This window comes from Rhodoferax sp. LS1P39 (genome assembly GCF_056521425.1).
Genome location: NZ_JBWMAV010000001.1, coordinates 42,526 through 57,523 on the forward strand (window position 1 = coordinate 42,526; position 14,998 = coordinate 57,523).

A 14,998-nucleotide genomic window follows, 5' to 3' on the forward strand; every position below is an offset into this window, starting at 1 on the left:
TTCAGGCCGCCGCCGTACTCTCGCGCCCAATCAACTGGTAGGGCAGCTTGCTGCTGCTGGGCTCGGGGCCATCGGCCAACGATTGCAAAATCGCCTTGGCCGCCACCCTGCCAATATCGGCCGTGGGCGGACGCACGGTGGACAGGGGCGGCTCCAGCTGGCGGCCAATGGGAAAGTCGCCAAACCCCAGCAACGCCAGTTGTCCCGGTATGGCGATGCCCTCGCGGCCTGCCTGCATCAGCGCACCGCAGGCCAGGTGGTCGGTGGCAAAGGCCACCGCCGTCACCCGCGCGCCCTTGGTAGCCAGTATCTTGGGCAGTACCGCCCGGCCCGCGTCAAACGCATCGCCCATGGCGGCGCGCAGCACCGTGGCACGCGCCCCCTGGGCTTGCACCGCGGCCACAAAGCCTTCGCCGCGCTCGTGGGCGCGAAAGTCTTCGGCCACGCCGCTATCCACATAGGCCAGCGAGGTATGGCCCAGGTCCAGCAGATGCCGGGCCATGGCCCCACCCACGGCGAAGTGGTCAAAACCAATCTGCGCAAAACCTTCTGAATCGGCCCGCGTGGTGGGGTGGTCCCAGATTTCCACCACCGGTATACCGCCCGCCTGGGCATCGCGCAGCAAACGCAGCGCCCCCGGCGTGTGGTGGCGGCCCGTGACCACAATGGCCGCAGGCGCCCAGCCGGTGAGCACGCGCAGCTGTTCTTCTTCGCGCTCCTGGGAATAGCCGGTGGACAGCAGCAGCAGCTCGTAGGCGCTCTCGCGCAGGCCCTCGGTCAGGCCCTGGATGGTTTCGGCAAAGATGGAATGGCCTACGTTGGGGATCAGCGCCGCCACCAGGCGCGACGCGCCGCTGGCCAGTTGCCCGGCCTGCTGGTTGGGCACGTAGCCGGTCTGCTCTATTGCCTCGCGGATGCGCAGGGCGGTGGCTTCGGCCACCAGGCCGGGCTGGCGGATGAAACGCGAAACGGTAATGCGGGTCACGCCTGCCGCATCGGCCACATCGTGCAGCGTGGGACGTCCATGGCCGCGCCGCTGGCGCTTGATCGGGTCCGTATTCATTTTTGGGTGTGCGCTAGGGTTTTTGCTAATGCACGAAGTTTCCACTGCCGTTAATGTTACCGGTAACAGCAAAACCGATCACCCTATTTCTGAAAGCCCCTACCCATGACCCAAACCCTCGCAGATTTACGCAGCCGCCGGTGGTTCGCCGCTGGCGACATGCGTGGCTTTGCGCACCGCCAGCGCATCCAGCAAATGGGCCTGCGCCGCGAAGATGTGCTGGAGCGCCCCATCATTGGCATCATCAATACCTGGAGTGACCTGTCGCCCTGCCACGCGCATCTGCGCGAACGTGCAGAGAGCGTGAAACGCGGCGTGCTCATGGCCGGGGGCATGCCATTCGAGCTGCCCGCCATGAGCCTGGGCGAGGTGATGGTCAAGCCCACCACCATGCTGTACCGCAACTTCCTGGCCATGGAGGTGGAAGAGCTGCTGCGCTCGCTGCCGCTGGACGGTGTGGTGCTGCTGGCCGGGTGCGACAAAACCACCCCCGGCACGGTGATGGGGGCCATCAGCGCGGGCCTGCCCATGCTGTTCTGCGCCGCCGGGCCGATGATCAGCGACCGCTATCTCAAGCGCGGCGAGCCCACCCGTGCCGTGGGTGCAGGCACCCATACCCGTATGTTCTGGGACGAATACCAGGCAGGCCACATCAGCGAAGAGGAATGGATTGGCCTGGAAGCCAAGATGACCCGCGCGCCCGGCACCTGCAACACCATGGGCACGGCCAGCACCATGACCTCCATCATCGAAGCGCTGGGGCTGGCCCTGCCGGGCTCCACCTCCATCCCCGCCATGGACGCGGGCCACAGCCGCATGGCGGCCGACTGCGGCACCCGCATCGTGCAGATGGTGTGGGACGACCTGACCCCGGCCAAGATCCTCACCAAGGGCTCGTTTCGTAACGCCACCGTGGCGCAGATGGCGCTGGGCGGCTCCACCAATGCCGCCGTGCACCTGATCGCCCTGGCCCGCCGCGCCGGGGTCGACCTTCAGCTGGAAGACCTGGATGCCATCGGCCACCAGGTGCCGGTGCTGGCCAACCTGTACCCCAGCGGCGACAAGCTGATGGAAGACTTCCACTACGCCGGTGGCATGCCCGCCCTGCTGAACCGGGTGCGCGCCCATTTGTCACTGGACGAAATGACCGCCACCGGCCACACCCTGGCCGAGAACATCGCAGGCCGCGAAAGCCTGGACGATGCCGTCATCCGCCCGCTGGACCATCCGGTCAGCCCGTCCGGCGCGCTGGCGGTGCTGCGCGGCAACCTGGCCCCCGATGGCGCGGTGATGAAGCCCAGCGCCGCCAGCCCGAAATTCTTCCAGCACCGCGGCCGCGCCCTGGTGTTCGACTCGCCCGCCGAGATGAACCAGCGCTGCGCCGACCCCGAACTCGACTGCGACGAAAACACCGTGCTGGTGCTGCGCAATGCGGGCCCGGTGGGTGCCCCCGGCATGCCGGAATGGGGTGGCCTGCCCATCCCCAAGAAGCTGCTGGACCAGGGCGTGCGCGACATGGTGCGCATCTCCGACGCGCGCATGAGCGGCACCCACTACGGCAGTTGCATCCTGCACGTGAGCCCCGAGGCGGCCGTGGGAGGCCCGCTGTCGCTGGTGCGCGATGGCGATGAAATCCTGGTCGATCTGACCACCCGCAAGCTCGAACTGCTGGTGGACGAGGCCGAGCTGGCCGCCCGCCACGCCGCCCGGGTGCCACCGCCGCGCACCTACCAGCGCGGCTATATCCGGCTCTACCAGGAGCATGTAACCCAGGCCCACGAGGGCTGCGACTTCGACTTTCTCCAGGGCACGGCACCCACGCCGCAGCCTCCCATTTACTAAAGGTCCCCGATGAACCCTTTCAAGCAACTTCTGCAAAACACCGGTGCCGCCACGCCGGTCGGCACCTGGATCATGTCGGCCAGCCCCCTCGTTGCCGAGGCCATGGGCCACGCCGGTTTCGACTGGGGCGTGATCGACATGGAACACACACCGCTGGACCTGATGGACCTGGTGCACATGCTGCAGGCGGTCGCGGGCACGCCCCTGCTGCCGGTGGTGCGCGTGCCCTGGAACGACACCGTGAATATCAAGCGCGTGCTGGACGCCGGTGCCACCACCTTGCTGGTGCCCTTTGTGCAAAACGCCGAGGAAGCCCGTGCCGCCGTCGCCGCCACCCGCTACCCGCCCGAAGGCCGCCGCGGCATGGCGGGCATGAGCCGGGCCTCGAAGTTCGGCACCACGCCCCAGTACCTGACCACCGCCAACGCACAGATGACCGTCATCCTGCAACTGGAAACCACCGAGGCCATTGCCCAGCTGGAGGCTATCGCCGCCGTGCCGGGCGTGGATGCCCTGTTTATCGGCCCAGGCGACCTGTCGGCCACCATGGGCCATGTAGGGCAGCTCACGCACCCCAAGGTGCTGGCCGTCACAGCCGATGCTGTGGCCCGCGCCAAAGCCCTGGGCATGCCCATTGGTACGGTGGGCGGCACCACCGAGGTGGTGGCGGAGTACCGCGCCATCGGCTTCGACTTTGTCGCCATTGCCTCCGACCTGGGACTGCTGATGCGCAGTGCCCAGGCCGCGCTGGCCAGCGTACGCAACACGGGCGCTGCCCCCACCACCCAACCCACACCCACCAACGGAGGCTACTGATGGCTGCTGTAGAACTACGCAACGTCGTCAAAACATACGACGGCAAACACACCATCATCCATGGCCTGGACCTGGATATCCGCGAGGGCGAATTCTGCGTCTTTGTCGGCCCGTCCGGCTGCGGCAAGAGCACCTTGCTGCGCATGATTGCCGGGCTGGAAACCATCACCAGCGGCGAGGTGCGCATCGGGGGTGAGGTGGTCAACGACAAGCCGCCGCGCGCCCGCGACATCGCCATGGTGTTCCAGGACTATGCGCTGTACCCGCACAAGACGCTGTACGACAACATGGCCTTCGGCCTGCGCCTGCGCAAAACGCCCGAGGACGAGATCAAGCGCCGGGTGATGGATGCCGCCAAGCTGCTGCGCATCGACCACATGCTGGACCGCCGCCCCGCTGCCCTGTCGGGCGGCCAGCGCCAGCGCGTCGCCATCGGCCGGGCCATCGTGCGCAAGCCCGCGGTGTTCCTGTTCGACGAACCGCTGTCCAACCTGGACGCACAGTTGCGCCAGGAGATGCGCACTGAGATCAAGCGCCTGCACCAGCGCCTGGGTGCCACCATGATCTACGTGACCCACGACCAGGTGGAGGCCATGACCCTGGCCGACCGCATCGCCGTGCTCAGCGCTGGGCACAAGATGCAGTACGACACGCCCGATGCCATCTACAACCGGCCCGCGGCGCTGTTCGTGGCGGGCTTCACCGGCGCACCACCGATGAACCTGGTCGATGCCACCCTGGCCCACGGCGTGGCCGATGTAGGCAACAGCGTGCAGATCACCCTGCCCCCCCGACTGTCGGCCCATGGCGGTGCCTGCAAGCTGGGCGTGCGCCCGGAAAACCTGCGCCTGGCCCCCCAGGCGGGCGACATCGTGCTGCCCGCCAGCGTCTCCCTGCTGGAACCACTCGGTTCGGAAACGCTGGTGTCGTTCAAGGTGGGCAGCTCGGAGCTGATTGCCCGGGTGTCGGCCTCGTTCCGCGAAGCACCGGGCACCCAGCTGGCCGTGCACGTACATCCAGACCACCTGCACTTGTTTAACCCACAAAACGGCGCAGCCCTGAACTGAGCCACTGAAAACCCCAAGGAGACACACATGCACACACGCAACACCTTTCTCGGACTGCTGGGCTCGGCCCTGCTGGTCAGCGGCTTGGCCACCGGCAGCGCCCTGGCCGACACCAAAATCCGCGCCTTCGCAGGCGGGTCCGGGCAGCGCCCCGACCTGATGCGCAAGCTGTTCGACCAGTACCAGGCCAAGAACCCCGGTGTCACCATCGAGATGGAAACCGGCGGTGCCACCTCGGAGCTGCAACGCCAGTACCTGGGCACCGTGCTCAACGCCAAGGACCCGTCCATCGACGTGTTCATGATCGACATCGTCAACCCCGCGCAGTACGCCGGAGCAGGCTGGATCGAGCCGTTGAACAGCTACATGGGCGACACCGCCACGGCGATGAAACCCTTTCTGCCCGCCTACGCGTCGGCCAATGTGATCGACGGCAAGATCGTGGCCATGCCCGCGTTTGCCGACGCGATGTTCATGTACTACCGGCGCGACCTGCTCGAAAAACACAAAATCGCCGAGCCCAAGACCTGGGACGAACTGGCCGCCGCCGCCACCAAGATCCAGAAGGCCGAGGGCGATGCCAATCTGCAAGGACTGTCGATCCAGGGCGCGCCGATCGAAGGGGCGGTATGTACCTTCCTGCTGCCCTACTGGAGCCAGGGCCACGAGTTCAATGACGCCGCAGGCAAGCTCACACTGGACAAAGCCGCCGCCGCCAAGGGGCTGAACCAGTGGCTGGCCATGGTGGACCAGGGTGTCGTGAAGAAGAACGTGGCCGAGGTGAAGACACCCGACACAGTGAACGAATTCAAGGCCGGCCAGGTGGTATTTGCCGTCAATTGGGGCTTTGCCTGGGACCGCTTCAAAGACGATGCCGACAGCAAAGTGGCGGGCAAGGTCGGTGTCATGCCCCTACCCGCCGTGGCAGGCGGCAAGAGCGCCACCTGCATCGGCGGCTGGCAGTGGGCGCTGAGCGCGTTCAGCAAAAGCAAGCCCGAAGCGGCCAAGCTGATCAAGTTCCTGTCCAGCCCCGAAGCCAGCAAGTTCCTGGCGGTGCAAGGCTCGCTGCTGCCGACCGTGTTGGGCGTGTACCAGGATGCCGAGGTGGTGAAAGCCGTGCCCTGGTTCAAGGATGCCGCCCCCGTGGTCGCCGCAGGCCGCAGCCGCCCACAGTCGAAAGACTACGGACAGGTCAGCGACATCATCCGCACCACCACCAGTGCCGTGCTGGCACGCACCAAGAAGCCCGAAGAAGGTGTGGCCGAGATCGACTCCCGCCTGCGCCGGGTGATGCGTTGATGGCTGCGCCAATGCGCCCTAAAAAGGACCTATCGTGGCACTGATCAACCGTCTGCGCGACCCCAGCGACAAGACGCTGGCCGTCATGATGCTGGCTCCGGCCTTCCTGCTACTCGCACTGATCGTGGTCTACCCGATTGGCAGGCTGATCTGGAACAGCTTCTTTGACCTGCGACTCTCCGGCGGCGGCGAAGCAAAATTCGTCGGGCTGGACAACTACGCCCTGGTCCTGCAAGACCCGGACTTCTGGAACGCTACCAAAAACACCGTGCTGATTACGCTGATCACCGTGCCCGGTGCGCTGGTGGTGGGCTTGGGCCTGGCAATGCTGGCGAACCTGCCGTTCAAGCGGCAGTGGCCGGTGCGCCTGGCGCTGCTGCTGCCCTGGGCTCTGCCCCTGGCATTCTGCGGCCTGATCTTCGCGTGGTTCTTCCACTCGGAGTACGGCGTGGTCAACGACGTGATGCGCCGTGCAGGCCAGACCGAGCCGCGCATGTGGCTGCTGGAGCCGACCTGGGCGTTCGCGGCAATCTGCATCACCATCGTCTGGAAGACCAGCTCCTTCATGGCGCTGATCCTGCTGGCGGGTTTGCAAATGATCCCCAAGTCGCTGTACGAGGCGGCCGAAGTGGACGGCGCGTCCAAGCTGCAGCAGTTCTGGCAGATCACCATCCCAATGCTGATGCCGTCCATCATCGTGGCGCTGATTTTCCGCACCATCACCGCGCTGCAGACCTTCGACATCCCCTACACCATGACCAAGGGCGGGCCGGGCAATTCCACCGAAACGCTGGCCATGCTGATCCACAAGACCACCATCGACTACCTCGACGTGGGCTACGGCTCCACCCTGGCGGTGTTCATGTTCATCCTGTCCTTGTGCGTCACCGGTGTCTACCTCAAACGGATTGGAAACAACGCATGAACACGCTCTTTGAGGGGCGCTCGCTGCGCTTCATCGCCGCCACCATCGTGGTGCTCAACGGCTTCTTCCCGGCTGTGTGGATTCTGCTGACCTCGCTCAAGACCGAGGGCGAACTGGTGCACAAGCCCATCACCTACCTGCCGCACGAACTGGTGCTGAGCAACTACGTGCAGGCCTTTGCCGACCAGCCACTGCTGAAGTACCTGGGCAATAGCCTGGCCGTAGCCGGTATGTCCACACTCGTGTCGCTGGTGGTGGCCGCGTTTGCAGCCTACGCCATCGCCCGGCTGAACATGAAGTACCGGCAACTGGTGCTGACCTGCATCGTCGCCTCCAGCATGTTCCCGCTGGTGACGCTCTTGGTGCCGATCTTCGAGACCATGCGCAACCTGAACCTGCTCAACACCTACACCGCCCTGGTGCTGCCTTATACGGTGCTGAGCCTGCCGGTGTGCACCCTGGTGCTGGTGAGCTTTTTCCAGAGTATCCCCAAGGACCTGGAGAACGCCGCCATGATCGACGGCTGCACCCGCATGGGCGCGCTGTGGCGGGTGGTGGTGCCCCTGGCCGCGCCGGGCGTGTTTACCGCAGGCATTCTGGCCTTCGTGAACGCCTGGGACGAATTCCTGCTGGCCCTGTCTCTGAACGCCAGCGCCTCCATGCGCACCCTGCCTGTCGGTATTTCGCTGTACCAGGGCGAGTTCACCTTTCCCTGGCCCGTCATCTCCGCCGCCCTGGTGGTCGCCATCGTGCCCATCGCGGTGCTGATTGCCGCCTTCCAGGAGCGCGTGGTCGGCGGCCTGACCCAGGGTGGCCTCAAAGGCTAAACCTCTTCAATCCATACCCAACCCACTGAAAGAAAAAAACATGCACTCCACCCCCAAACTGCGCTTGCTGGCCGCAGGCGCTCTGGCATTCACCTCCTGCGCCATGGCGCAAAACGTCACAATGTATGGCCGGGTCGATGTCGGCGTACAAAACATCAGCAACGGCACCACCCGCACCGGTGTAGACAGCGGCACCTACACCGCCTCGCGCCTGGGCTTTCGCGGCACGGAAGACCTGGGCGGCGGACTCTCGGCCCTGTTCTTCATGGAAATGGGCATCAACGCCGACAAGGGCGAAGCCGCGGGCGGCTCACGCATGTTCAACCGGGGCTCGTATGTAGGACTGTCCAGCGCCAGCGCGGGCACCCTCACGCTGGGCCGCCAGTACGTACCGATCTTCTGGCCCTTCCTGTTTGCCGACGACGCGGGCCCGCTGCGCCTGCACGGCTACAGTGCGGTGCAATCCATCCAGCGCAGCAATCTATTCAAGGCGAACAGCAGCGCGCTCAACACGCCTGTGGCCAACGGCGGCCTGGCAACGGCCAGCAGCGGCATCTACAGCGTAGGGGTCACATCCGCGTTTGAAAACAACCTGATCGTCTACAAAACCCCCAGCATGGGCGGGCTCACCCTGACCGCCGCCTACGGTGCCCCCGAGGGCTATGCCGACAGCGCCAAGGTCATGGGTGCCAATGCCGAGTTCCGCCAGGGCGACCTGTACCTGGGGGCAGGCTGGAACCGCAAGCAAGGCCAGGTCACCAGTGGCACGGCGTACCAAAAAGTCAACGAATCCATGGTGGGCGGCATGTACTCGGTCACCAAGGAGTTCAATGTATGGGGCAATGTGCACGGCTGGGACCTGGAAACCGGTGCCGTTGCAGGCAACAAGTTCAAGGGGCATGACGCGATGGTGGGCGTATCGTACAAGCTGCCCACTGGCCAGCTGTGGGCCAACTACGCGACCAAATCGGTCAACAACTGCACCGACTGCGGCTCGCGCGGCTTCGGCGTGGGCTACCACCACCTGCTGTCCAAGCGCACCGATGTCTACGTATCCTATGGCCGCGTGAACAACGACCGCAATTCCGCCAACAGCCTGAACAGCTTTGCGCCCACCACGGCTGGCACGGCGGTACGCGGCATCGGCGCAGGCATTGCGCACCAGTTTTAACCCCCCTCCATTTTTCAGATAAAGAGTCAAGCCATGGCACAGACCATTCGTTACGGCATCATCGGCTGCGGCAGCATGGGCCGCGAGCACATTGAAAACCTCAAGGCCCTCGCAGGCACCCAGGTCACCGCCATCGCCGACCCGCACCCGGCCAGCCGCGCGGCGGCGCTGGAAATTCTGCCTGCGGGCGTGCAGGTCTTCGAGCACCACCAGGCGCTGCTCGACAGCGGCCTGTGCGACGCGGTGGTGATCGCCACGCCCAACTTCACCCACATCGAGATCATGCGCGCCGCGCTCAAAACCGACTTGCACATCCTGGTCGAAAAGCCCCTGGTCACCCGCATCGAAGACGGCGTGGAAATGGTCCAGCAAGCCCAGGGCCGCAAGGGCATCGTCTGGGTGGCGCAAGAGTACCGCTACATGCCGCCGGTGGCCGAGATGATCCGCATGGCGCATGCGGGTGCGGTGGGCAAGCTACACCAGGTGGCCATCCGCGAACACCGCGAGCCCTTCTACCCCAAGGTGGACGACTGGAACCGCTTCAGCGCCAACACCGGCGGTACGCTGGTGGAAAAGTGCTGCCACTACTTCAACCTGATGGACCTGATCCTGGGCGAAAAGCCGCTGCGCGTGTTTGCATCCGGCGGCCAGCGCGTGAACCACCTGAGCGAGGAATACGGTGGCCGCCGCCCCGACATCCTGGACAGCGCCTACGTGATCGTCGAATACGCCAGCGGGGCCCGCGCCATGCTGGACCTGTGCATGTTTGCCGAGAACTCGGTGGACAACGAGCATGTGGTCATCGTCGGCGACGAAGGCAAGCTGGAGTCGCTGTTGCCCTCGCTCACGCTGCGCCATGGCCGTCGCGAGGATTGGGGTCGTCGCGAAACCTGGGGCCAGCCCTCGGGCACCGGCAAGGGCGTGGCCGTGCGCCGGGTGTGGGACACCAACATCAAGTACGCGGGCCAGCATTTCGGGGCCTCGTACATCGAGCACCAGCACTTCGCCGCTGCCATCCGCAATGGCACGCCACCCGAGATCACGCTGGAAGAAGGCCTGCGCAGCGTGGCCACCGGCCTGGCCGCGCACCGCAGCATCGAAACCGGCCGCGCGGTGCTGATGAGCGAAGTGCTGCCCGCGGGCTGGTAATGCAAGAACACCACGGCATCATGCTGCAGGCCGGGCCATTGCGCCTGGCCGTGCGGCCCGACCTGGGCGGCAGCCTGGCCGGGCTGTGGCACCAGGGCAGGCCGGTACTGCGTTCCACCGAGCCAGGCCAGTTGACCGGGCCGCGCCAGTCCGCCTGCTTTCCGCTGCTGCCCTACTCCAACCGGCTGGGGCATAGGCGCTTTGCATGGCAGGGGCAGAACTACACCACCGAGCCCAATTTCGACGACAGCCCGCACTCGCTGCACGGCGTGGGCTGGCTGCGCGCCTGGCAGGTGGTACGGCAGACATCCGGACACCTCAGCATGCGCTACACCCACACGCCAGACGGCCATTGGCCGTTCGCCTTCGAGGCGGAGCAAGACATCTCACTCACCCCGCAGGCGCTACAACTGGACCTGCGGCTGCGCAATACCGACGCACACGAACAGCCCGTGGGCCTGGGCTGGCACCCCTACTTCCCCCAGCGCGACGGCAGCCATCTGCAGGTGGATGTGACAACCCGCTGGGAACGCGATGCCCTGATGCTACCCACGCATGCCACGACCCAGCAGGGCATCAATGCACCGGTGCATGCACTGGCCCTGGACCACTGCTTCGGCGGCTGGCCGGGCATAGCCCAACTCCGTGACGCGCAGTTTGCAGTGCAACTGTCGTCCACCCTGCCCTACCTGGTGGTGTTCACGCCGCCGGGGCAGCCGCATTTCTGCGTGGAACCGGTCGGCCATGTGAACAACGCTATCCAGCACGCAGACCCCATAAGCCAGGGGCTGGTGGCACTGGCACCTGGTGCCGTGGCTACCGCGTCGCTGACGCTGGATGTGGAGGCGCTGTGATGGACATCCGTGCTCTGCCCGTGCCTGCCAGCCTGCTGGGCGAATCACCGCTGTGGCACCCGCAGGAACAGGTGCTGTACTGGTGCGACATTCCGGGGCGGCAGTTGCACCGCTTCGACCCCGCTTCCCAGCAGCATCAGCAATGGGATTTCCACACCGAAGTTGCCTGCTGCGCAGCGCGCACCCAAGGCGGCCTGCTGCTGGCCCTGCGCGACGGGTTGTGGCATTTCAACCCCGCCAACGGTAGCAGCATCCAGGTGGCCACCGCGCCCTACCCGCAGGCCACCGAACGCTTCAACGACGGCAAGGTGGACGCGCAAGGCCGCTTCTGGTGCGGCACCATCCACGAGCCGCGCGACACGCCCAGCGCCAGCCTGTACCGCTGGGCCGATGGCCAACTACAGCGGGCCGCAGGCGACATCACCGTCAGCAATGGCCTGGCCTGGAGCCCGTCGGGGCGCACCCTGTACTGGGCCGATACCCCGGCGCATGTGGTCTATGCCTGCGACTTCGACGCGCAGCCGGGCAGCATTTCGCACCGTCGGCCCTTTGCCCGCTTCAGCCCGCGCGATCCGGCCAAAAGCCTGGCGCGCTACGGTGGCCGCCCGGACGGTGCCACCGTGGATGCCGAAGGCTGCTACTGGGTCGCCATGTTCGAAGGTGCCTGCCTGCAACGCTTCACCCCCCAGGGCGAGCTGCTGCAAATCCTGCCTCTGCCGGTGCGCTGCCCGACCATGCCCTGCTTCGGCGGGCCGGACCTGCGCACCCTTTTCATCACCACCTCCCGCGAGAAGCGGCCCGCGCAGGAACTGGCCGACATGCCCTTGTCCGGCCAGGTGCTGCACCTGCGCGTGGAGGTTCCCGGCCTTGCCACCCACTTTGTGAATTCACCATGACCCAAGCCTTGACCCACGCCATTACCTACTACCCATCCCTCAAAAACCGCGTCGTCTTCATCTCGGGCGGCAGTTCCGGCATCGGTGCCGAACTGGTGCGCGCCTTTGCCGCCCAGGGCGCACAGGTCGCCTTTTGCGGCCTGCGTGCCGACGGCGGCCAGCCGCTGGTGGAAGAAATCACCGCCGCCGGCCACACCACCCCGTTCTTCGCCCCGTGCGACGTGCGCGATGTGGAGGCCTACCAGGCCCTGCTGGCCGATGTCATCCAGCGCCTGGGCCCCATCCGCGTGCTGGTCAACAACGCCGGGCGCGACGACCGCCACGCCATGGAAGACGTGACCTCGGCGATGTGGGACGAGCGCCTGGCGCTGAACCTCAAGCACTACTTCTTCGCCATCCAGGCCGTGGCCCCCGGCATGGCCGCCGCCGGGGGTGGCTCCATCATCAACATGGGCTCGGTGTCGTGGATGCGGGGCCGCCCCAACCTGGTGGGCTACACCACGGCCAAGGCGGGCATCCTGGGCCTGACCCGCACCCTGGCGCGCGAGCTGGGCGCACGCAACATCCGCGTCAACGCCATCGTGCCCGGTGCCATCGTCACCGAGCGGCAAACCACGCTGCACCGCGACCCCGCCGCCGACCAGCAGTTCCTGGACGCGCAGTGCCTGAAGATCCGCCTCGACCCCGGCCACGTGGCCCGCCCCACGCTGTTCATGGCCGCCGACGACAGCGACGGCATGACCGGCCAGCATGTGCTGGTAGATGCCGGTATCGCCCAGCAATCCGTTATTTCCTGAGCCTGTATGACCACCACGACCTCCCCCCTGGCCCTGCTGAACGACCCCACCCTGCTCCAAACCGACGGCCTGATCGGTGCCGAATGGACCAGTGCCGCAGAACGCTTCACCGTGCACGACCCCGCCACCGGCCTGCCGCTGGCCGAAGTGGCGAATCTCGGTGCCAGCCACGCACTGCAGGCCGTGGCCGCCGCCGAGGCCGCAGGCCCGGCCTGGCGCGCCCGCCCGGCCAAGGAACGCGCCAGCCTGATGCTGCGCTGGTTCCATTTGATCCACCAGCACGCCGACGACCTGGCCCGGCTGATGACGGCAGAGCAGGGCAAGCCCCTGGCCGAGTCGCGCGGTGAGGTAGCCTTTGGTGCCAGCTTCATCGAATGGTTTGCCGAGGAATCGCGCCGCATCTACGGCGAGACCATCCCCACCACCGACCCCGACAAGCGCTACCTGGTGATCCGCCAGCCCATCGGCGTGTGCGCGGCCATCACGCCGTGGAACTTCCCCATCGCCATGGTCACCCGCAAGCTGGCCCCGGCCCTGGCGGCGGGCTGCACTGTGGTGCTCAAGCCTGCCGAGCAAACCCCGCTGTGCGCGCTGGCGCTGGCCGAACTGGCGCAGCGCGCCGGTCTGCCGCCGGGGGTCATCAACGTGGTGCCCGGCGACGGTGCCAACTCCATCGCCATTGGCCGCGCCTGGTGCGAGAGCGATGCCGTGCGCCACCTGTCGTTCACCGGCAGCACCGAGGTGGGCCGCATCCTGATGCGCCAGTGCGCGCCCAGCATCAAGAAGCTGTCGCTGGAGCTGGGTGGCAATGCGCCCTTCATCGTCTTCGACGATGCCGATCTGGATGCCGCCGTGGAGGGTGCCATGGCCAGCAAATACCGCAACGCCGGGCAAACCTGCGTCTGCGCCAACCGCTTCTACGTGCAAGACGGCGTGTACGACCGCTTCGTGGACAAACTCGCCGCCAAGGCCCGCTCAATCCAGGTGGGCAATGGCTTCGATGCGGGCGTGCAACAAGGCCCGCTGATCGATGCCGACGCGCTGGCCAAGGTGGAAGCCCATGTGCAGGACGCGCTGGCCCTGGGCGCACGCCTGGTGTGCGGCGGCGAGCGCGTGGGTGAGCGCAGCTACGCCCCCACGGTGCTGGCCGATGCCACCGCCGCCATGCTGTGCGCGCGCGAGGAAACCTTTGGCCCCATGGCGCCGGTGTTCCGCTTCCACACCGAAGCCGAAGTCATCGCCCTGGCCAACGCCACCGAGGCCGGGCTGGCCAGCTACTTCTACAGCCGTGACATTGGCCGCATCTTCCGCGTGGGCGAGGCGCTGGAGTACGGCATGGTGGGGGTCAACACCGGGCTGATCTCCACCGCCGAGGTGCCGTTTGGCGGTGTCAAGCAGTCGGGCCTGGGCCGCGAAGGCTCGCGCCACGGCATGGACGACTATGTGGAGCTGAAATACCTGTGCCTGGCGGGCATGAGCTCTTGAATCCATGACGCTGTCGCAGCACTTGCTGTTTCTGCTCTGCGCCGCCACCGCAGGCTACATCCAGAACCTCACCGGCTTCGCCTTCGGGCTGGTGCTGCTGGGCCTGGTGGGCCTGCTGGGGGTGGTGTCCATCGCCGACGTGGCCAATGTGGTCAGCGTGCTCACGCTGGTCAACGCCGTCGTGCTGTTCTGTGCCACCCGACCGAAGTTTGAAATCCGCATCCTGCTGCCCACACTGGTGGCCAGCCAGGTCGGCGTGGTGGCGGGTGTGCTGCTGGTGAACTGGCTCAGCAGCGGCCTGGTGGTGGTGCTCAGCCTGCTGCTGGGCCTGACCATCATCGCCTGCGCCAGCATGCTGGCCCGCACCGCACAGGCCCTGGCACAACGCTCGTCCGCCACCAGCTTCATGGCGGTGGGGGCGGTATCCGGGGTGCTGGGCGGGTTGTTTTCCACCGCCGGGCCACCGCTGGTGTACCACCTGTACCGCCAGCCCCTGCCCTTGCGCGCCATCCGCGACACCCTGGTGGCCGTCTTCGCCGCCAACGCAGTGCTGCGCCTGGGCATGATGCTGCCCACCGGGCGTGTCAGCGGCAATGCCCTGCTGCTGAGCCTGGAGACCGTGCCGCTGGTGCTGCTGCAAACCTGGTGGATGGCCCACCACCCGTCCCGCCTGCAGCCCGCCACGGTCAAACGCATCGTCTGCCTGCTGCTGGCATTGGTGGGCTTGGGCCTGGTGGCATCGTCCTTGCACACCCTGGGGATATTTAAGTAAAAAGTGCCTCCAGCGCTTATTCCATAAGCGCAAGC

At 66.2% G+C, this 14,998-nt stretch carries 14 protein-coding genes; 13 read left to right on the top strand and 1 reads right to left on the bottom strand.

Annotated elements, in window-relative coordinates; translation table 11 throughout:
* Position 1: 1 nt before the first annotated feature.
* The gene (locus tag AC097O_RS00130) at positions 2-1,063 is read right to left on the bottom strand and encodes a LacI family DNA-binding transcriptional regulator (protein WP_479590635.1); all 1,062 of its coding nucleotides are present in this window, start codon (positions 1,061-1,063) and stop codon (positions 2-4) included.
* Between the two features lie 105 nt (positions 1,064-1,168).
* Between AC097O_RS00130 and araD the strand changes: the two genes are divergently transcribed.
* Genes araD through AC097O_RS00195 form a run of 13 tightly spaced genes read left to right on the top strand, consistent with a single transcriptional unit; the run spans position 1,169 to position 14,963 of the window.
* Positions 1,169-2,905 carry an L-arabinonate dehydratase gene (gene araD / locus AC097O_RS00135; protein WP_479590637.1) on the top strand — a complete coding sequence of 579 codons (1,737 nt, stop codon included), beginning with the start codon at positions 1,169-1,171 and terminating at the stop codon, positions 2,903-2,905.
* 9 nt (positions 2,906-2,914) lie between these two features.
* A complete protein-coding gene (locus tag AC097O_RS00140; RefSeq protein WP_479590639.1) occupies positions 2,915-3,721 on the top strand; it encodes an HpcH/HpaI aldolase family protein in 807 nt (268 codons plus the stop codon).
* Entirely contained in the window at positions 3,721-4,788 is a 1,068-nt protein-coding gene (locus AC097O_RS00145) for an ABC transporter ATP-binding protein (protein ID WP_479590642.1), read from the top strand. Before AC097O_RS00140 ends, AC097O_RS00145 begins: the two co-directional genes overlap by 1 nt.
* Before the next feature lie 27 nt (positions 4,789-4,815).
* The gene (locus AC097O_RS00150; protein ID WP_479590644.1) at positions 4,816-6,087 is read left to right on the top strand and encodes an ABC transporter substrate-binding protein; all 1,272 of its coding nucleotides are present in this window, start codon (positions 4,816-4,818) and stop codon (positions 6,085-6,087) included.
* Positions 6,088-6,121: 34 nt separating this feature from the next.
* Positions 6,122-7,012, top strand: a complete 891-nt coding sequence (locus tag AC097O_RS00155; RefSeq protein WP_479590646.1) for a carbohydrate ABC transporter permease — start codon at positions 6,122-6,124, stop codon at positions 7,010-7,012.
* On the top strand, positions 7,009-7,839 hold the full coding sequence (locus AC097O_RS00160) for an ABC transporter permease subunit (RefSeq protein ID WP_315186661.1): 831 nt from the start codon (positions 7,009-7,011) through the stop codon (positions 7,837-7,839). The genes AC097O_RS00155 and AC097O_RS00160 overlap by 4 nt, the downstream gene beginning before the upstream one ends.
* A gap of 40 nt (positions 7,840-7,879) precedes the next feature.
* Positions 7,880-9,010: a porin gene (locus tag AC097O_RS00165; RefSeq protein WP_479590649.1), complete on the top strand. Its 1,131-nt coding sequence runs from the start codon at positions 7,880-7,882 to the stop codon at positions 9,008-9,010.
* A gap of 33 nt (positions 9,011-9,043) precedes the next feature.
* Complete coding sequence (locus AC097O_RS00170; RefSeq protein WP_479590651.1) at positions 9,044-10,159, top strand: Gfo/Idh/MocA family protein; 1,116 nt, start codon at positions 9,044-9,046, stop codon at positions 10,157-10,159.
* Positions 10,159-11,013: an aldose 1-epimerase gene (locus AC097O_RS00175; RefSeq protein WP_479590653.1), complete on the top strand. Its 855-nt coding sequence runs from the start codon at positions 10,159-10,161 to the stop codon at positions 11,011-11,013. Before AC097O_RS00170 ends, AC097O_RS00175 begins: the two co-directional genes overlap by 1 nt.
* Entirely contained in the window at positions 11,013-11,909 is an 897-nt protein-coding gene (locus tag AC097O_RS00180; protein ID WP_479589333.1) for an SMP-30/gluconolactonase/LRE family protein, read from the top strand. Before AC097O_RS00175 ends, AC097O_RS00180 begins: the two co-directional genes overlap by 1 nt.
* On the top strand, positions 11,906-12,706 hold the full coding sequence (locus AC097O_RS00185) for an SDR family NAD(P)-dependent oxidoreductase (protein ID WP_479590655.1): 801 nt from the start codon (positions 11,906-11,908) through the stop codon (positions 12,704-12,706). Before AC097O_RS00180 ends, AC097O_RS00185 begins: the two co-directional genes overlap by 4 nt.
* Positions 12,707-12,712: 6 nt before the next feature.
* Positions 12,713-14,191, top strand: coding sequence for an NAD-dependent succinate-semialdehyde dehydrogenase (locus tag AC097O_RS00190; RefSeq protein WP_479590656.1), 1,479 nt, complete (start codon positions 12,713-12,715; stop codon positions 14,189-14,191).
* Between the two features lie 4 nt (positions 14,192-14,195).
* Positions 14,196-14,963, top strand: coding sequence for a TSUP family transporter (locus AC097O_RS00195; RefSeq protein WP_479590658.1), 768 nt, complete (start codon positions 14,196-14,198; stop codon positions 14,961-14,963).
* Positions 14,964-14,998: the final 35 nt, after the last annotated feature.